Below are 19,923 nucleotides of genomic sequence, written 5' to 3'. Positions count from 1 at the left end.
TACGATCTAGCACTTATTGGATAAAAAAATAGAACTGAAATAATTTCGAAATAGATAATGAAAGAGAAAATAATTAACAAAGCAAGCGAGATGTTTTTAAAACTAGGTTTTAAGAGCATTACAATGGATGATATTGCCGGTGAAATGTGTATTTCTAAAAAAACGATTTACAAATATTTCTGCAACAAAGAAATTCTAATTGAGGAAAGCACTGTAGCAATACATACTGAAATACACGCAATAATTGACAATATTGTAAGCAAAGGTTACAACGCAATTCAAGAAAATTTTGAGATCAAAAAAATGTTCAAAGAAATGTTTCAATCCTCAGATGATTCTCCAAGCTTTCAATTAAAAAAACATTATCCTGAAATTTATGAAAAGGTAATGCAAAGAGAAACCACTGAATTCAATTCGGTATTTAAAAATAATATAGCAAAAGGAATAAGTCAAGGATTGTATCGAGAAAATATTAATATTGACAATTACACAAAACTTTACTACAACCTTATTTTTAGCATTAAAGGAAGTACCAGTTCTGAAAAAGAAGGCCAACTCTTAGAACTTGAAATATTAGAATACCACACCAGAGCCATGGCAACAGCTGCTGGAATTATTGAACTAGAAAAACATTTACTAAACCCGACCATCTAATGAAAAGATTAATTTTACTAACATTCCTAACATTTGCATACGTAGCAAATGCGCAAGAAGTAAAGACACTTACTTTAAAGGACGCTATTGCTTATGCTTTAGAAAACAAATCTGATGCTAAAAAAGCAAAACTAAAAGTAGAGAATAGCGAGTACCAAATCCAGGAAGTTCGCTCTAGAGCCTTACCGCAAATTACTGCTAACGGAGGACTAACTTACAACCCTATTTTGCAAACTACTTTTATTGACGCAGCATCCTTTGGTGGAGATCCAGGAACGACGATCCAGGCAAATTTTGGTCAAAAATGGACTTCTGTTGCCGGAGTTTCTTTAACTCAAAATTTATTTGATCAATCTGTTTTTACTGGTTTAAAAGCGGCCAAAACTACAAGAGAGTTTTACCAAATTAATGAGCAATTGACTGAAGAGCAAGTAATAGAAAGAGTGGCTAACAACTACTATCAGGTTTATGTACGAAGACAAAATTTGAACGTTCTAGACAGCACTTATGCTAACACGACCAAGGTTAGAAACATTATCAAAGGACTTTATGACAATGGATTGTCTAAGAAAATTGATCTGGATCGAATTGTAGTTAAACTTTCGAATATAAAAACACAACGTCAACAAGTATTGAATGCGGTTTTAATTCAGGAAAACGCATTGAAATTTTATATGGGAATGCCTATTGAATCACAAATTGAAATTCCACAAACTGCTTTTGAAGTAACACCTCACTCGTTTACAGAAGCTCCAAATACTGAAACACGAACAGAGTTTTTATTGATGAAAAAACAGGAACAATTACTAGAATTCCAAAAAAAGTCAATAATAGCAGGCTACTACCCTACATTATCACTTTCGGCAGGGTACAACTATATAGGTCAAGGTCCAAAAATGCCTTGGGGAGCAAAACCGTCTGATGGTGTTTACTGGACTGATTTCTCATCAGTAGGATTGAATTTAAGAGTTCCCATTTTTTCTGGTTTTGAAACTAGATCTAAAGTTAGAAAAGCAGATATTGAATTAAAATCAGTAAAGGAAGATTTAATAGACACAAAACTATCTCTAGATTTAGCTTACGCCAATGCAAAAACTCAAATTGACAATAGCATCATCACGATCGAAAATCAAAAAGGAAATGCACAGTTAGCGCAAGATGTACTAAAAAACACCAATAATAACTACATCCAAGGTTTAGCTACCTTAACTGATTTATTAGATGCTGAAAATGCATTTACCGAAGCACAAAACAACTATACCGCTGCAGTTTTAGACTACAAACTAGCAGAAATTCAATTAATAAAATCAAAAGGAGAACTAAAATCACTACTAAATAACTAATCAAAATGAAAAAGAATATAATAATTACAATTGTAATACTTGCAGCCTTAGGTCTTATTGCATTTACTTTGATGAATAACAAAAAAGAAAATGAAGCAAAAACGGCTATTGTAGCTCAAAAGAACGCAAGTGTATCTGTAAAAACAGAATCCGTTACAACGGAAGAAGTTTCTTTAGACTTTTCAGTAAACGGTGTTTTTCAACCATTGCAAGAGTTAAACTTTTCTGCTGAGAAACCAGGAAGAGTTGTACGAGTATTAGTAGAGGAAGGATCTTCAGTAAGAATAGGACAAACATTAGCAATAGTAAGAAGTGAACAAATTACTTCTGACTTAACTACAGCACAAGCTGCTTATCAAAATGCGTTGACTGATTTTAACCGATTTGAAAACGCATACAAAACTGGCGGTGTAACAAAACAACAAGTAGATCAGGCTAAATTAAACTTGGTTACTTCAAAATCGAGATTGCAACAAGCAAAAATAAATGTAGGTGACACTAATATCAAGTCAACTATAAACGGTATTGTAAATAAAAAATATATCGAGCCCGGTTCTGTTTTAGGAGCTGCTACGCAAATGTTCGAAATTGTAAATGTTTCGAAATTAAAACTAAAAGTAGCCATCAACGAAACTCAGGTTACTGGTTTAAAAATAGGAAACGCAGTAAATGTAACTGCCAGCGTTTATCCTGATGCTACTTTTGCTGGAAAAATCACCTTCATCGCTCCAAAGGCAGATGCAAGCTTGAACTTCCCTGTAGAAATCGAAATTGCAAACAATTCTACCAATGACCTAAAAGCCGGAATGTATGGAACTGCAGTGTTTGCTTCCAAACAACAAAAGCAATCGATGATGATCGTTTCTAGAAATGCATTTATAGGAAGTGTGAGCAGCAATCAGGTTTTTGTTGCAGAAAATGGTGTTGCTAAATTAAAAACAGTAACCGCAGGAAGAATTCTTGGTGACAAAGTAGAAATCATAGACGGACTTTCTGATAATGAAATTGTAATTGTAACGGGTCAAATTAACTTGACTGACGGAACAAAAGTGGACTTTATCAAATAAATCAAAAATTTGTTCCAGATGTAAAATTTCGAGTTTTTAAACTAGATTTTTTTCCTGAAACCTGAAATTATATTAAATATGAAATTAGCAGAAATATCCATAAAACGTCCGTCGTTAGTAATTGTGCTCTTTACAATTTTGATTCTTGGCGGTCTCTTTAGCTACAGTCAATTGGGCTATGAATTAATACCGAAATTTGAACAAAATGTAATTACGGTTGCGACCATTTATCCTGGTGCTTCCCCTTCTGAGGTAGAAAACACAGTTACGAAGAAAATTGAAGACGCTGTTGCTTCATTGGAAAACATTAAAAAAATCGACTCTCGTTCTTACGAAAGTTTATCTACGGTTTCCATTACATTGAACACAAAAGCAAAAGTTGACCTTTCCCTCAACGATGCCCAACGTAAAATAAACGCCATCATAAGTGATTTACCAGACGATGCAAAAACACCCTCTTTAAGTAAATTCTCATTGAGTGATTTACCAATTATGACTATTGGTTCCAATAGTAACATGGATGAAGTCGCTTTTTATGACTTAATTGATAAAAAAATAGCACCCGTTTTATCTCGTGTAAATGGAGTAGCTCAGGTAAATATTATTGGTGGACAAGAACGTGAAATACAAGTAAGCCTTGATGCAATAAAAATGCAAGGTTACGGACTCTCGATTCCACAAGTACAGCAGATTATTCTATCTTCTAATTTAGATTTCCCAACAGGAAACATACAAACTCGTGATCAAAAAATTCTGATTCGTTTAGCTGGTAAATATAAAAATGTAGAAGAATTAAGAAATTTAGTCGTTTCCTCTAACAACGGAATTCAAGTGCGTTTGCGCGATATCGCCGATGTGCAAGATGGACAAAAAACTGCTGAAAAAATTGCTCGCGTTGACCAAAAAAGCGCTATTATTTTACAAATCGTAAAACAATCAGATGCAAATGCAGTTGCGGTTAGTGAAGAAGTTCATAAAACCATCACTAAATTAGAAAACGACTATAAAAAAGATGATGTAAAATTGAATGTCGCTAACGACAGTTCCGTATTTACATTAGAAGCTGCTGATTCTGTAATCCACGATTTACTGATTGCCGTATTTTTAGTAGCGTTTGTAATGTTATTTTTCTTGCACAGTGTAAGAAACTCCTTGATCGTAATGGTTGCTATTCCTGCTTCCTTGATTTCGACCTTTATCGGATTTTACTATTTGGGATATACTTTAAACTTAATGAGTTTACTAGGTCTATCGCTAGTTGTAGGTATTCTTGTGGATGATGCCATTGTAGTATTAGAAAATATTTACAGGCACATGGAAATGGGTAAAAATAAGGTTCGTGCAGCTTATGATGGTACTGCCGAGATAGGCGCAACCGTAACTTCGATCACCTTAGTAATTGTTGTTGTATTCTTACCTATTGCAATGAGTACAGGATTAGTTTCGAATATTATTACACAGTTTTGCGTTACTGTAATTATTTCGACATTATTCTCACTTTTAGCATCCTTTACAATTATTCCATGGTTGTCTTCCCGTTTTGGAAAACTAGAACATATTGAAGGTAAAAATGCTTTTGGTAGAGTTATTCTTGGATTCGAAAAATTATTAACTCGTTTTACGAATTGGGTTACTAATTTATTGAAATGGTGTTTGGATCATTACAAAACAACTTTAGCCGTTGTCCTTGTACTATTCTTTAGTTCAGTAGCCTTGGTTCCATTTGGATTTATTGGTGGAGAATTTTTTGCCAAATCAGACAGTGGAGAATTTTTGGTTCAAATAGAATTGCCAAAAGATGCTTCATTAGAGCAAAGTAATTTCATGGCTCAAAAAGCTGAAGCTTTCTTGAACTCACAAGAATATGTGAAAAGTTTAATTACTAAAGTTGGTGAAACCAGCGAAGGAATGGGAGCTTCACAATCTACCGCATACAAGTCAGAGATTAACGTGAAAATGATTGATCAAAAAGACAGAACAGACGATTCCTATGTTTATGCTGCCAGAATGAAACTGCAATTAGAAAAAATATTGGTTGGTGCCAAAGTAAAAACAGTACCAGTAGGTATTTTAGGAACAGCTGAAGATGCGCCAATTGCTTTAATTGTTACCGGTACAAGTCTAGAAAGCGCGATGGTTTTTGCCAAAGAAGCCGAAGCTGAATTAATCAAAATCCCTGGATCAACAGGAGTAAAACTATCTGTAGAAACTGGAAATCCAGAAATTAATGTTCAGGTAGATAGAGATAAAATGTCAGCACTTGGTTTGACTCTACAAACTGTTGGTATGACCATGCAAACTGCTTATAGCGGAAATACGGACGGAAAATTTAGAGCTGGTGAATACGAGTATGACATCAACATCAAGTACAGCAGTTTTGACCGTAAAAGCATCAATGATGTAAGTAATCTTATTTTTATAAACGATAAAGGAGAACAAATAAAATTGTCTCAATTTGCAACTGTAAAAGAAGGTTCTGGACCAAGTCAATTAGAGCGTAGAGATAAAACTGCATCAGTTACTTTAAAAGGACAAACTGTTGGTGTACCAGTAGGAAATGTGGTTGCGCAACTTGAATCAAAACTAGCGACAATGAAAAAACCAGTTGGCGTTAACTACATTTGGGGTGGAGATCAAGAAAACCAAAGTGAAGGTTTCGGAACCTTAGGTTTTGCTTTACTTGCAGCAATTATCTTGGTTTACCTTGTGATGGTTGGATTGTACGATAGTTTTGTGCATCCGTTTGTAGTATTGTTTGCCATACCGCTTTCGTTTATTGGCGCGCTATTAGCCTTGGCTTTAACAAACAACACCTTAAATATATTTACCATTCTTGGAGTTATTATGCTTATTGGTCTGGTTTGTAAAAACGCGATTATGCTAGTGGATTACACGAACCAGCGAAGAGCTGCCGGCGAATCAATCAGAACGGCTTTGATCCAAGCCAATCATGCACGTTTGCGTCCAATTTTAATGACGACAATCGCAATGGCCTTTGGTATGTTCCCAATCGCATTAGCATCTGGTGCTGGTGCCGAATGGAAAAATGGTTTAGCATGGGTAATCATTGGAGGATTGATCAGTTCTTTATTCCTGACGTTAATTATCGTTCCGGTAATTTATGAAATCATGGAAAAATTAATCTACAAGTTTACAAAAGGTAAGAAAACAGATTTTGAAGCTTTAATAGTTGCGGACTATGTGCCACAAGAATTAAGTGAGGATAAATTTAACGATGAAAATAAAGAGTAACAAATAGCTCTTTTATATATAGAAATTCCTGTTCAATTTAATGAACAGGAATTTTTTTTGCTTTCGCCAAAGCGATTTTATATTAGAAATTGTAATCGTAATATTTTCTTGCACGTGATCGAATTCGCAGTAACTTCAACTCATACTTCTTTATAAAAAACGAAAGTTCTATTTTACCTTTTTAGGACTATTAGGCTATTACTTGATTCTTAATGAACCGCCAAGTTTAACCAATTCCCAAAATTCCTTGGAATCCGTCGGAAGTGGGATAACAGCAAAATCCATTTCTAAAATCTCTTCTTGATCATCTCGATCGTTAGTTGAATGTGAAACTGCATAGAAATAATCCAATAAATTCATCGCCGTAAAAGCAGTTTTAAACTCCGCTCGCACCTCTTCATTATTAGCAAAACAAACATTCCCTTGGGGTTCATTTTCGTCGACAAACGCTAATCCTAAGCGATCAGCAAATTGTTTGATAATTTCAGCGGATAAATACTTCTTTTTAATCATTAGACAATTGTATAATAGGTTTTCGAACGAATCAGTAATTTACCTCCAATTTATAAAAAATAATTTACTCCAAAACTTAAAGCTGCGACTCGATAATTTATCACAAGTCACAAAAAAGTAGGATTATAAAAAAGTCACGTTTTCAGTTAGAGAAAGCTAAGAAAAACAAGATTAAAATTTTTAAAAACGAAGAAACAACAACTGCTCAAACATCTACTCGAAATTCGAACAATAAGGACTAAAATAAGAGTCCTTTTTTCTATCTTTGCCACAGAAAATATCTACTATTTTAGATACTTCTTCACACTACACAAGAATTAAACATCTTAATTTAAAGATATTACCATAAAAATTTGATTATGTATAGAAGTCATAATTGTGGCGAATTAAACGCCTCACACATAAATACTGAAGTTACACTTGCTGGTTGGGTTCAAAAATCTAGAGATAAAGGATTCATGAATTGGATTGATTTACGTGACCGTTATGGAATTACACAATTAATTTTTGACGAAGGACGTACTGAAAAATCAGTTTTTGAATTGGCTAAAACATTGGGTCGCGAATTCGTAATTCAGGTTAAAGGAACCGTTATCGAGCGTGAAGCGAAGAACAAAAACATCGCAACAGGAGAAATCGAGATATTAGTTACAGAACTAACTATACTGAATGCTGCATTAACGCCGCCTTTTACTATCGAAGATGAAACTGATGGTGGTGAAGACATTCGAATGAAATACCGTTATTTAGACATTAGAAGAAATCCTGTAAAAAACAGCTTGCTTTTTCGTCACAAAGTAGCGATGGAAGTGCGCAAGTACCTTTCTGATTTGGATTTCTGCGAAGTAGAGACACCTTATTTAATAAAATCAACTCCTGAGGGAGCTCGTGACTTTGTTGTTCCTTCTCGAATGAATGAAGGACAATTTTACGCTTTACCACAATCACCACAAACCTTCAAACAATTATTGATGGTAGGTGGAATGGACAAATACTTCCAAATCGTAAAATGTTTCCGTGACGAAGATTTACGTGCAGACAGACAACCAGAGTTTACACAAATTGATTGCGAAATGGCATTTGTGGAACAAGAAGATATTCTGAATGTTTTTGAAGGTTTAACAAGACATTTACTGAAAGAGATAAAAGGTATCGAAGTAGATAAGTTTCCGCGTATGACATACGAGCATGCGATGAAAACCTATGGAAATGACAAACCGGACATTCGTTTCGGAATGGAATTTGGGGAACTAAACCAATTAGCGCAACACAAAGAATTCCCAGTTTTTAATACTGCCGAATTAGTGGTGGGAATTGCAGTTCCAGGCGCAGGAAGTTATACTAGAAAAGAGATCGATGCTTTAATCGAATGGGTGAAACGTCCACAAGTAGGAGCATCAGGAATGGTTTATGTAAAATGCAACGAGGACGGAACCTATAAATCATCTGTAGATAAATTCTATGCGCAAGACGATTTAAGCAATTGGGCAAAGACAACCGGAGCAAAAGCTGGCGACATGATTTTTGTACTTTCTGGCCCTGCTGATAAAACTAGAGCGCAACTTTCTGCTTTACGTATGGAATTAGCGACACGTTTAGGATTAAGAAACCCAGCCGAATTCGCACCACTTTGGGTAGTTGATTTCCCATTATTAGAATTTGACGAGGAAACTGCCCGTTACCACGCCATGCATCATCCGTTTACTTCCCCTAAACCGGAAGACATGCATTTATTAGAAACAGATCCAGGAAAAGTTCGCGCCAATGCTTATGATATGGTATTGAACGGGAATGAAATTGGAGGTGGTTCTATTCGTATTCACGACAAAGCGACACAACAACTTATGTTTAAATACCTGGGCTTCACAGAAGAGCAAGCAAAAGAACAGTTTGGATTCTTAATGGACGCATTTCAATTTGGAGCGCCACCACACGGAGGATTAGCCTTTGGATTGGACCGATTAGTGGCTATTCTAGGCGGACAGGAAACCATTCGTGATTTTATCGCTTTTCCAAAAAACAATTCTGGAAGAGATGTCATGATTGACGCTCCATCAGCTATTGATAACACACAATTAAAAGAGCTTCACATAAAATTGAATCTGTAGTACTTTATCAGTAACTAATGGTGGAAAACGCTGAAAATCAAATATTTTCAAAAAAAAAGAATATTTATTAACAAACATATGATAATAAATATTACATTTGCTTCATTATAAATTATTATTACAATTACAATGCGTACAGGTACAGTTAAATTTTTCAATGAGTCAAAAGGTTACGGATTCATTACAGACGAAGAAACAGGAAAAGACATTTTTGTTCACGCTTCAGGAATCAACGCGGAAGAATTACGCGAAGGTGACAGAGTTAGCTATGAAGAAGAAGAAGGAAGAAAAGGAAAAGTTGCTGCGAAAGTAGCAGTTATCTAAGCAAAAAAATATTTTTTGCTACGAATGTTTAAAACGTTTCGATTTACTTCGAAACGTTTTTTTTTGGTTTCAACTCTAAAAATTCCTTTCAAAAAATAAGATTTGAGTTTATTATTTATAATCATTAAAAATTAGGAAGCAATTGGATTTTCAACACAACTAAATTCCGTATTACACTTGTGTTTTAATTCCTTGAAACCTATCTTTGTCGCTAATTTTAGCACATTTAAATCATTAATTATGCAATCTGATCAGTTAAGTTATATTCCGATTTTGTTACAGTTTTTATTGGCTGCCGGGTTTGTAGTAGGAACTATTTTCGTTTCTGGAAAATTAGGACCTAAAAGAAAATCAGCAGTAAAAGGTAAAAACTTTGAATGTGGTATTGAAGGTATAGGAAATGCACGTATTCCGTTCTCAGTAAAATACTTTCTTGTTGCGATATTGTTTGTTCTTTTTGACATTGAAGTTATCTTTCTATACCCTTGGGCAATCAATTTCAAGGAGCTAGGAATGGAAGGAATGGTTAAGATGGTGATATTTATGCTTTTACTTTTGGTGGGGTTTTTCTACATCATCAAAAAGAAAGCTTTAGAGTGGGAATAAAACTAAGAATGCGATTTATAATAAAAGATTTCATTTAGGAAAAATCCTAAATCGTAAATCCTGTAATCTATAATTTAAGATGAGTAATTCAAATATAAAAATAGTTGAGGCACCAGAAGGTTATGTTGGAGAAGGTTTCTTCGCCACAAAACTAAATGATGTTGTAGGTTTGGCTCGTGCCAATTCCCTTTGGCCTTTACCCTTTGCAACTTCTTGTTGTGGTATTGAGTTCATGGCAACCATGGGAGCACATTATGATATCGCTCGATTTGGTTCTGAGCGTTTAAGTTTTTCTCCTCGTCAATCAGATATGTTATTAGTAATGGGAACTATTTCGAAAAAAATGGCTCCTGTTTTACGTCAAGTTTACGAACAAATGTCTGAACCTAGATGGGTGATTGCTGTTGGTGCTTGTGCATCTTCAGGTGGTATTTTCGATACTTATTCAGTATTACAAGGAATTGACAAAGTAATTCCTGTTGACGTTTATGTACCGGGTTGTCCTCCAAGGCCAGAGCAAATTTTAGATGGCGTAATGAAATTACAAGAACTAGTTAAATCTGAATCTGTAAGAAGAAGAAGTTCGCCAGAGTACGAAGCATTAATGGCCTCTTATAACATCAAATAACGACATGGCATTAGAAAATACTGTTATTCAAGATAAATTAACGGAAACGTTTGGCGAGAATGTTTTTCACTTTAATCAAGAAAAAGATATCTTTTCATTTGAAATTACTGCTGACAAAATCACAGCGGTCATTCTTTTTTTGAAAAACGATCCTATATTGCGTTTCAATTTTTTAACTGATTTATGTGCGATACATTATCCAGATAATGAAGTAGACAGACAAATTACAATGGTGTATCACATGCACAATTGGTATGATAACAAACGTGTGAAAATCAAAGCTTTTATAAACGGCGACAAACCGGAAATAAAAACAATTTGTAACATTTTCAAAAGTGCAAACTGGATGGAAAGAGAAACTTATGATTTTTACGGCGTAGACTTTATTGGTCACCCACAATTGAAACGTATCTTGAACATGGATGAAATGGTTTCATTTCCTATGCGCAAAGAGTTTCCATTAGAAGACGGTGGACGTACAGATAAAGACGACCGTTTCTTCGGAAGAACAATAGACAATTGCTAAAAACACAATATATAATTTTTCACATTCTATAAATGTCAGAACTATTATTACCACCAGAGCATCGATATGCTAAAATCATGAAAGAGAAGCTAAATGACGATGGAAGCGAGCTTTCTATTCTTAATTTAGGTCCTACTCACCCCGCTACGCACGGAATTTTTCAAAACATTCTGTTGATGGATGGGGAGCGAATTTTAGAGGCCGAGCCAACTATTGGTTACATACACCGTGCTTTCGAAAAAATCGCAGAAAATCGTCCTTTTTACCAAATTACTCCACTTACAGACCGAATGAACTATTGCTCCTCTCCTATTAACAATATGGGATGGTGGATGACTTTAGAAAAATTACTTGATATTGAAGTGCCAAAACGCGCTCAGTATTTAAGGGTTATTGTAATGGAATTGGCACGAATTTCTGATCACCTTATCTGTAACTCTATTTTAGGAGTTGACACTGGAGCCTTTACAGGGTTTCTTTACGTTTTCCAATTTAGAGAGAAAGTATATGAGATCTACGAAGAAATTTGTGGCGCTCGATTGACGACTAACATGGGAAGAATTGGTGGTTTCGAAAGAGACTGGTCTCCTGAAGCTTTTAGAAAATTAGATTTATTTTTAGAAGAATTTCCAGTTGCTTGGAAAGAATTTGAAAATCTATTCGTAAGAAATAGAATTTTCATGGACAGAACCATAAACGTAGGAGCAATAACTGCTGAAGAAGCTATTTCATACGGATTTACAGGTCCAAACTTACGTGCAGCAGGTGTTGATTATGATGTACGTGTAGCTCAACCTTATAGCTCATACGAAGATTTTGATTTTATAGTTCCCGTTGGAAAATCTGGAGATACTTACGATCGTTTTTGCGTTCGAAACGCAGAAGTTTGGGAAAGCTTAAGTATTATTCGTCAAGCTTTGGCAAAAATGCCAGCAGGAAATGAATATCATGCTGAAGTTCCAGACTATTACCTGCCTCCAAAAGAGGATGTTTATACGAGCATGGAGTCTTTGATATATCACTTTAAGATTGTAATGGGTGAAGTTCCCGTTCCAGTTGCAGAAATATACCATCCTGTTGAAGGTGGAAACGGAGAATTAGGTTTTTATTTGGTAACTGACGGAAGTCGTACTCCTTACAGACTGCATTTTAGAAGACCTTGTTTTATATACTACCAGGCCTATCCAGACATGATAAAAGGAGCATTACTTTCTGATGCGATTGTAATTCTATCAAGTTTAAATGTAATTGCAGGAGAATTAGACGCATAAAAATTGAGGATTGGAGAATTACGATTTAGGATTTTAGAAAACAATATCAGTTAAAAAAAGAATATAGGTTTTGGTCAATTTAGGAAAGAAGAATTATCTCGGTAACCTCTTTTAAATCCTAAATCCTAAATCTAAAATCTAAAACAGAGAATGGAAAGAACACATTACAAGCAAGAAATAAATATGACCGAAACATTGATGAATCGCATCAATGAACTCATTAGTCATTACCCAGAAGATAAAAGAAAATCAGCTTTATTACCTGTTTTACACGAAGTTCAAGATGCTCACGAGAATTGGTTGAGTATCGAATTAATGGATAAGGTAGCTGAGATCATCCAAATATTACCAATTGAGGTGTATGAGGTTGTTTCTTTTTACTCAATGTACAATCAAAAACCTATTGGAAAATACATGTTTGAGTTTTGTCAAACATCACCATGTTGCCTTAACGGAACGGAAGATCTAATGGACTACACCTGTGAAAAACTAGGTGTGAAAATTGGTGAAACTACTGCAGATGGACTTTTTGAAGTAAAAGGCGTAGAGTGTTTAGGTGCCTGTGGATATGCTCCGATGATGCAGCTTGGCGATTTTTACAAAGAGCATCTTACCAAAGAAAAAATCGATCAGTTAATAACTGATTGTAGAGATGATAAAATAATATTACACGATAAATAAGATGTCAAAAAAAATATTATTAGACAAGATTAACATTCCAGGAATAAAAACCTACGAAGTATATCGCCAGAATGGCGGTTATGCGTCTGTAGAAAAAGCAATGAAATCAATGACTCCAGACGAAGTTGTTGAGCAAGTAAAAACATCAGGGCTTCGTGGTCGTGGTGGTGCTGGATTTCCTGCTGGATTAAAATGGAGTTTTATTGATAAAAAATCAGGAAAACCAAGGCATTTAGTTTGTAATGCAGATGAGTCTGAACCCGGAACTTTCAAAGATCGTTACTTGATGGAATTTATTCCTCATTTATTGATCGAAGGAATGATTACTTCTAGTTTTGCTTTGGGTGCCAACCTATCGTATATCTACATTCGTGGAGAATACATGTGGGTTTACAAAATCCTAGAAAGAGCTATTGCCGAAGCGAAAGCCGCCGGTTGGTTAGGTAAAAACATATTAGGAACAGGATACGACTTAGAACTTTATGTTCACTGTGGTGCTGGTGCCTACATTTGTGGTGAAGAAACTGCTCTGATTGAATCATTGGAAGGAAAAAGAGGTAATCCTCGTATCAAGCCGCCATTCCCTGCAGTTTCAGGTTTATGGGCAAATCCTACCGTAGTTAATAACGTGGAAACTATCGCATCAGTGCCATGGATTGTAAACAATTCTGGTGATGAATATGCAAAAATCGGAATCGGGAGAAGTACTGGAACTAAATTAATTTCGGCTTCAGGGCATGTGAAAAATCCTGGTGTTTATGAAATTGAATTAGGACTTAGCGTTTACGAATTCATGAATTCAGATGAATATTTAGGCGGAATGAGTTCTGACCGACCTTTGAAAGCATTAGTGCCCGGAGGTTCATCAGTGCCAATTTTGCCAGCCGATTTAATATACAAAACAGCTAACGGTGAAGATCGTTTGATGTCATACGAATCTTTAAGTGATGGTGGCTTTGCAACCGGATCAATGTTAGGTTCAGGAGGATTCATTGTTTATAATGACACTTCTTGCATCGTGCGTAACACTTGGAATTTTGCTCGTTTTTATCATCATGAAAGCTGTGGACAATGTTCACCATGTCGCGAAGGTACAGGCTGGCTAGAGAAAGTTTTATGGCGTATTGAAAACGGTCAAGGACGTGAAGAAGACATTGATTTGCTATGGAGTATTCAAAGTAAAATTGAAGGAAACACAATTTGTCCATTAGGTGACGCAGCTTCGTGGCCAGTAGCAGCAGCTATTCGTCACTTTAGAGATGAATTTGAATATCACGTTCGTTTCCCAGAAAAAATAAAAAATAGAAACCATTTTGTTGAAGAACCATTTGCTCAAGTAAAGCACTTAGTAACAAAACAAACAGTTTAAAATAGTTTCAAGTTTCAAGTTTTTTTTTAGTTTCAATTGTAGCAACCTGAAACTTCAAACTTTAAACTAAAAAAACAAAAGTAAGAAATGAAAGTAACAATAGACGGTCAAGCAATTGAAGTAGAACCAGGAACAACCATTCTACAAGCAGCACGTAAGATAGGTGGAGAATCTGTGCCACCAGCGATGTGCTATTATTCTAAATTAGAAGGTAGCGGCGGTAAATGTCGTTGTTGTCTAGTAGAAGTTGCAAAAGGTAGTGATGCAGATCCAAGACCAATGCCAAAATTAATGGCTTCTTGTGTAACAGGATGCATGGACGGTATGGAGATAAACAGCAAATCTTCTGCTAGAGTTAAAGAAGCTAGAGAATCAGTAACTGAATTTTTATTGATCAATCACCCACTCGACTGTCCAGTTTGTGACCAAGCGGGAGAATGTGATTTACAAGATTTAAGTTTTGAGCACGGAAAAGCTAAAAGTAGATTTATAGAAGAAAAAAGGACATTTGAGCCTGAAGATATAGGCCCAAATATTCAATTGCATATGAATCGTTGTATTCTTTGCTACCGCTGTGTAATGGTTGCTGATCAATTGACAGACAATCGTGTACATGGTGTGATGGACAGAGGAGATCATTCGAACATTTCGACTTGTATCTCTAAAGCTATCGACAATGAGTTTTCAGGAAATATGATTGATGTATGTCCTGTAGGTGCGTTAACTGATAAAACATTTAGATTTAAATCTAGAGTTTGGTTCAACAAACCGTACAATGCACATAGAGAGTGCACGACTCCAGGATGTTGTGGTAAAACAACCCTTTGGATGTTTGGTGACGAAATACAAAGAGTTACGGGTCGTAAAGATGTCTATCATGAAGTAGAAGAATTCATTTGTAACGAATGTCGTTTTGACCATAAAGACCCTTCTCATTGGATTATTGAAGGTCCAAGAGCATTTGACAAAGATTCTGTTATCAATCAAAATAATTACACTCAAGAACTGGAAACAGTTGTAATCGAAACCGAAGAAGGAATTCTTAAAGGTAGAGAGCAAGACCGTAAGAAAATAAGCATGCCTGCTATCCCTTTGGATAAAGAAGAAGAGGAAGATTTTAAACATGGTAACATTTAGAAAATGGATAGTAGTATAATAATAGAAAAAAGCGTTATTATTTTAGTTGTGTTTGCAATCACCATGCTTATGGCGATGTATTCCACGTTAGCTGAAAGAAAAGTAGCCGCTTGGCTTCAAGATCGTATTGGTCCAAACAGAGCTGGAAAAGGTGGTATATTACAACCACTTGCTGATGGATTAAAATTATTTTCGAAAGAAGAATTTGAGCCTGATACGCCAAACCGCTTTTTGTTTTTTGCAGGACCTGCTCTTGCTATGACAACAGCCTTAATGACTAGTGCCGTTATCCCTTGGGGTGATAAATTCCACCTTTTTGGGAGAGATATTATCTTACAGGCAACTGACATTGATGTGGCTTTGTTATATCTTATAGGTGTAATGTCTATTGGTGTTTACGGAATCATGATAGGTGGATGGGCTTCTAATAATAAATTCTCATTGATTGGAGCGGTTCGTGCGGCTTCTCAAATGATCTCTTATGAGGTTGCAATGGGACTTTCCTTAATCGCATTATTGATGATGACTGGAACTTTGAGCTTGAGAGAAATCTCAATGCAGCAAGCTGGTATGAACTGGAATGTTTTTTACCAACCATTGTCCTTCTTCATTTTCTTAATTTGTGCTTTTGCCGAAACGAATAGAACGCCATTTGATTTAGCGGAATGTGAAACGGAATTAGTTGGTGGATACCACACAGAATATTCTTCTATGAAAATGGGATTCTACTTATTTGCTGAATATGCAAATATGTTTATCTCCTCTACAATTCTTGCTGTTTTATTCTTTGGCGGATATAATTATCCAGGAATGAGCTGGGCAGTAGAAAACTGGGGTGTAAACTTGGCTAACGTAATTGGAATTATAGCATTATTTATCAAAATTTGTGGTTTCATTTTCCTTTACATGTGGGTAAGATGGACTATCCCAAGATTTAGATACGATCAATTGATGCACCTTGGATGGAGAATATTAATACCATTATCAATCCTTAATATTATCATTACAGGAATTGTAATGTTGAGAGCAGAAATAGCAATTTATTTAGGATTTTAAATAGGAGTAAAAAAGGCCTAGCCCTGATAGAAACGAAAATCCTTTCATCCTGAACTTTGTTCAGGTTGAAAGATTGAAGAGAATAGCAGGAATAAGCTACTAATAAAACAAAAAAATGTCAATAGAAACCATATCCTTATCTGGAAGAAAAAAAGTAGTCTCTAACAAAGAGATGACTTTTTTGGAAAAAATGTATCTACTTGCGATTATCAAAGGAATGATAATCACGATTAAGCATTTGTTTACAAGAAAAGTTACCATTAAATATCCTGAACAGGTACGTGAAATGAGTCCCGTTTACCGTGGTCAACACCAATTGAAACGTGATGAGCAAGGACGTGAAAACTGTACTGCTTGTGGATTATGTGCTTTATCATGTCCTGCAGAAGCGATAACAATGAAAGCCGAGGAACGCAAAGCTGACGAAAAACATTTATACAGAGAAGAGAAATACGCTTCGATTTATGAAATCAATATGTTGCGTTGTATCTTTTGTGGTTTGTGTGAAGAAGCTTGTCCAAAAGACGCTATCTATTTGACTACTTCTAAAACACTAGTTGAATCAAGCTATGACAGAGAAGATTTTATTTATGGCAAAGATAGATTAGTTATGCCTTTAGATATTGCAATGAAAAATACACAACTTAAAAACGCTAACTAATGTCGACTATCCTTATTATATTTTGCGTTTTGTCAGCTGTAACTATAGCTACGGCCTTCTTAACCATCTATAGCAGAAACCCAATTCACAGTGCTTTATATCTTGTAATTTCTTTTTTCTCAATTGCAGGACATTATTTATTGTTGAACTCTCAATTTCTGGCCATTATGCACATCATTGTGTACTCAGGTGCGATTATGATTTTATTTTTATTCACCATCATGTTGATGAATTTAAATAAAGAAAATGAAGTTCACAAACCTAGAATTACTAGACTAGGTGCTATTGTTTCTTTTTGTTTAATAAGTTTGGTTTTAATTGCCATTTTTATAAATTCAAAACCTATCGTTGGTGAATACATTAGTACTGGAGCAGATTATCAATCTATAAAGGTGTTAGGTCTAGTTCTATTGAATGAATATATGGTGCCGTTTGAATTTGCCTCTATCTTACTTTTAGTAGCAATGATTGGATCGGTTTTATTGTCTAAAAAAGAAAAAACAGAGAAATAACATGAACAATATTTTAAATGAAATAGGCATCGAAAACTACATTTTCCTTTCTACGATACTTTTTTGTATTGGGGTTTTTGGAGTTTTATACAGACGAAATGCAATTATCGTATTTATGTCTATCGAAATTATGCTGAATGCAGTCAATCTTTTGTTTGTTGCATTTTCTACTTATCACCAAGATGCACAAGGACAAATTTTTGTCTTTTTCTCTATGGCTGTAGCTGCTGCCGAAGTTGCTGTAGGTTTAGCAATTCTAGTTTCCATATTTAGAAATTTAGGCTCAATTGACATCAATAATTTAAAAAACTTAAAAGGATAAATTATAATGAATACGAATTTAGCTTTACTCTTATTATTAGCTCCTTTTTTAGGGTTTTTATTTAATGTTTTCTTCGGAAAAAGTGTTGGCAAAACAGCTTCTGGAACAATTGGAACGCGAGCAGTTGCGCTTTCATTTGCAGTATCTGTTTACTTTTTTCTCGAAATAAATCAAACGCAACAAGCCATCCAAATTCAATTGTTTGATTGGATCCAAATTAGTAACTTCAAAGTAGATTTTGGTTTTCTTTTAGACCAACTATCCGTTCTTTGGTTGCTTTTTGTGACTGGAATTGGTGCACTTATTCACATGTACTCTATCAGCTACATGCATGATGACGAGAACATGCACAAGTACTTTGCTTATTTGAATCTATTTATCTTCTTCATGATTACTCTTGTAATAGGAAGTAACTTATTAGTGTTGTTCATTGGTTGGGAAGGTGTAGGTCTTTGTTCTTATCTTCTTATCGGATTTTGGCATAAAAACCAAGAATTCAATGATGCAGCTAAGAAAGCATTCATCATGAACAGAATTGGAGATTTAGGTTTATTAATTGGAATCTTCATCATCGGTTCATTATTCTCAACTTTAGATTATGCCACTTTAAAAACAGCTATTACTGGCGCAAGCGATTTAAACATGTATTGGATTTCTGTTGCCGCTTTTGCTCTCTTCATTGGAGCTTGTGGAAAATCAGCACAAATTCCATTGTACACTTGGTTGCCAGATGCGATGGCAGGACCAACACCAGTTTCAGCATTAATACATGCTGCAACAATGGTAACTGCAGGTATCTTTATGATTACTAGATTGAACTACGTGTTTGATTTAGCTCCAGATGTCCAAAACATAATTGCTATTGTAGGAGCCGTTACAGCTCTTGTAGCAGCGACAATTGCTTTAGTTCAAACAGATATTAAAAAAGTACTGGCCTACTCTACCGTTTCTCAATTAGGATTGATGTTCTTGGCTTTAGGTCTTGGTGCTTATGAAGTAGCCGTTTTCCACGTAATAACACACGCTTTCTTTAAGGCTTGTTTGTTCTTAGGATCTGGATCTGTTATTCATGCTTTACATGGAGAACAAGACATGCGCAAAATGGGTGGATTGAAAAAAGTAATGACAATCACATTTGTTACTTTCTTAATCTCTTCATTAGCTATTTCAGGAATCCCTCCTTTTTCAGGATTTTTCTCGAAAGATGAAATTCTATTAGTAGCTTTTGAGCACAACAAAATACTTTGGTTCATTGCTTCCTTAGCATCGTTAATGACGGCTTTCTATATGTTTAGATTGTTATACCTTACTTTCTTCAAAGAATTTAGAGGTACTGCAGAACAAAAAAGCCACTTACATGAAAGCCCTACTTTAATCACGTTTCCTTTAATTGTTTTAGCAATTTTAGCAACCTTAGGTGGATTGATTAGTTTACCAACGAATAGCTGGTTGAACAATTATCTGTCACCATTATTTACAAAAGTAGCGACAGAGCAACACCATTTTGGAACAACTGAATATGCACTGATGTTTATTGCCGTTATCGGTGGATTAGTTGGAATAGGTATTGCTTATGCAAAATACATCAAGCAAAGTCAAGTTCCTGCAGAAGATGCAGAGATTACAGGTTTTACAAAAGTGTTATACGATAAATATTATGTAGATGAAATCTATGACTTTTTATTCGTGAAATCAATCAATGGCTTATCAAGATTCTTTAGAGACTACGTGGAGACTACTTTAACTTCGATGGTTTTTGGATTAGCGAAAGTAACCAACGAAATAGGATTTCAAGGAAAAAAATTACAAAGCGGAAGTATCGGTTTTTACCTTTTTGCTTTTGTTATCGGCATGTGCGCCATTGTAACCTATTTATTTTTAGTTCAATAATTT

The 19,923-nt window shown here is 35.2% G+C and carries 19 protein-coding genes; 18 read left to right on the top strand and 1 reads right to left on the bottom strand.

Annotated features, from left to right (window positions below):
• Positions 1-57 precede the first annotated feature (57 nt).
• The 4 genes from E0F98_RS06930 to E0F98_RS06915 all read left to right on the top strand — a co-directional run bounded on the left by E0F98_RS06930 (position 58) and on the right by E0F98_RS06915 (position 6,316).
• Positions 58-654, top strand: a complete 597-nt coding sequence (locus tag E0F98_RS06930; RefSeq protein ID WP_132109870.1) for a TetR/AcrR family transcriptional regulator — start codon at positions 58-60, stop codon at positions 652-654.
• A complete protein-coding gene (locus tag E0F98_RS06925; protein WP_132109869.1) occupies positions 654-1,997 on the top strand; it encodes a TolC family protein in 1,344 nt (447 codons plus the stop codon). Before E0F98_RS06930 ends, E0F98_RS06925 begins: the two co-directional genes overlap by 1 nt.
• A gap of 5 nt (positions 1,998-2,002) precedes the next feature.
• Entirely contained in the window at positions 2,003-3,064 is a 1,062-nt protein-coding gene (locus tag E0F98_RS06920) for an efflux RND transporter periplasmic adaptor subunit (protein WP_132109868.1), read from the top strand.
• A 78-nt stretch (positions 3,065-3,142) separates the two neighbouring features.
• Complete coding sequence (locus E0F98_RS06915) at positions 3,143-6,316, top strand: efflux RND transporter permease subunit (RefSeq protein WP_132109867.1); 3,174 nt, start codon at positions 3,143-3,145, stop codon at positions 6,314-6,316.
• Between the two features lie 198 nt (positions 6,317-6,514).
• On the opposite strand, the gene E0F98_RS06910 is transcribed toward E0F98_RS06915, so the two are convergent.
• Entirely contained in the window at positions 6,515-6,829 is a 315-nt protein-coding gene (locus E0F98_RS06910; RefSeq protein ID WP_132109866.1) for a type ISP restriction/modification enzyme, read from the bottom strand.
• Between the two features lie 359 nt (positions 6,830-7,188).
• On the opposite strand from E0F98_RS06910, the gene aspS reads away from it, so the two are divergent.
• The 14 genes from aspS to nuoL all read left to right on the top strand — a co-directional run bounded on the left by aspS (position 7,189) and on the right by nuoL (position 19,920).
• Positions 7,189-8,937, top strand: coding sequence for an aspartate--tRNA ligase (gene aspS, locus E0F98_RS06905; RefSeq protein ID WP_132109865.1), 1,749 nt, complete (start codon positions 7,189-7,191; stop codon positions 8,935-8,937).
• A 129-nt stretch (positions 8,938-9,066) separates the two neighbouring features.
• Positions 9,067-9,261, top strand: coding sequence for a cold-shock protein (locus E0F98_RS06900; protein WP_007137066.1), 195 nt, complete (start codon positions 9,067-9,069; stop codon positions 9,259-9,261).
• Between the two features lie 240 nt (positions 9,262-9,501).
• Complete coding sequence (locus tag E0F98_RS06895) at positions 9,502-9,867, top strand: NADH-quinone oxidoreductase subunit A (protein ID WP_132109864.1); 366 nt, start codon at positions 9,502-9,504, stop codon at positions 9,865-9,867.
• A 79-nt stretch (positions 9,868-9,946) separates the two neighbouring features.
• Positions 9,947-10,495, top strand: coding sequence for an NADH-quinone oxidoreductase subunit B (locus E0F98_RS06890; protein ID WP_132109863.1), 549 nt, complete (start codon positions 9,947-9,949; stop codon positions 10,493-10,495).
• Positions 10,496-10,499: 4 nt separating this feature from the next.
• On the top strand, positions 10,500-11,021 hold the full coding sequence (locus E0F98_RS06885) for an NADH-quinone oxidoreductase subunit C (protein ID WP_132109862.1): 522 nt from the start codon (positions 10,500-10,502) through the stop codon (positions 11,019-11,021).
• Positions 11,022-11,053: 32 nt separating this feature from the next.
• The gene (locus E0F98_RS06880) at positions 11,054-12,292 is read left to right on the top strand and encodes an NADH-quinone oxidoreductase subunit D (protein WP_132109861.1); all 1,239 of its coding nucleotides are present in this window, start codon (positions 11,054-11,056) and stop codon (positions 12,290-12,292) included.
• A 150-nt stretch (positions 12,293-12,442) separates the two neighbouring features.
• Positions 12,443-12,973: an NADH-quinone oxidoreductase subunit NuoE family protein gene (locus tag E0F98_RS06875; RefSeq protein WP_132109860.1), complete on the top strand. Its 531-nt coding sequence runs from the start codon at positions 12,443-12,445 to the stop codon at positions 12,971-12,973.
• 1 nt (position 12,974) lies between these two features.
• Positions 12,975-14,342 carry an NADH-quinone oxidoreductase subunit NuoF gene (nuoF, locus tag E0F98_RS06870; RefSeq protein ID WP_132109859.1) on the top strand — a complete coding sequence of 456 codons (1,368 nt, stop codon included), beginning with the start codon at positions 12,975-12,977 and terminating at the stop codon, positions 14,340-14,342.
• Between the two features lie 87 nt (positions 14,343-14,429).
• A complete protein-coding gene (locus tag E0F98_RS06865; RefSeq protein WP_132109858.1) occupies positions 14,430-15,479 on the top strand; it encodes a 2Fe-2S iron-sulfur cluster-binding protein in 1,050 nt (349 codons plus the stop codon).
• 3 nt (positions 15,480-15,482) lie between these two features.
• Complete coding sequence (gene nuoH / locus E0F98_RS06860; protein ID WP_132109857.1) at positions 15,483-16,535, top strand: NADH-quinone oxidoreductase subunit NuoH; 1,053 nt, start codon at positions 15,483-15,485, stop codon at positions 16,533-16,535.
• Between the two features lie 115 nt (positions 16,536-16,650).
• A complete protein-coding gene (locus E0F98_RS06855) occupies positions 16,651-17,196 on the top strand; it encodes a NuoI/complex I 23 kDa subunit family protein (RefSeq protein ID WP_132109856.1) in 546 nt (181 codons plus the stop codon).
• Positions 17,196-17,708 (top strand): NADH-quinone oxidoreductase subunit J family protein, encoded by a 513-nt coding sequence (locus E0F98_RS06850; protein ID WP_132109855.1) that lies wholly within the window; start codon positions 17,196-17,198, stop codon positions 17,706-17,708. The genes E0F98_RS06855 and E0F98_RS06850 overlap by 1 nt, the downstream gene beginning before the upstream one ends.
• Position 17,709: 1 nt before the next feature.
• On the top strand, positions 17,710-18,030 hold the full coding sequence (gene nuoK / locus E0F98_RS06845; protein WP_074723985.1) for an NADH-quinone oxidoreductase subunit NuoK: 321 nt from the start codon (positions 17,710-17,712) through the stop codon (positions 18,028-18,030).
• Positions 18,031-18,036: 6 nt separating this feature from the next.
• Positions 18,037-19,920: an NADH-quinone oxidoreductase subunit L gene (gene nuoL / locus E0F98_RS06840; RefSeq protein WP_132109854.1), complete on the top strand. Its 1,884-nt coding sequence runs from the start codon at positions 18,037-18,039 to the stop codon at positions 19,918-19,920.
• The last annotated feature ends 3 nt before the right edge of the window (positions 19,921-19,923 follow it).

The sequence above is a fragment of the Flavobacterium hiemivividum genome (assembly GCF_004349145.1).
GTDB lineage: Bacteria > Bacteroidota > Bacteroidia > Flavobacteriales > Flavobacteriaceae > Flavobacterium > Flavobacterium hiemivividum.
The sequence above is the reverse complement of the archived record's forward strand: the minus strand, read 5'-3'. Positions and strand labels throughout refer to the sequence as shown.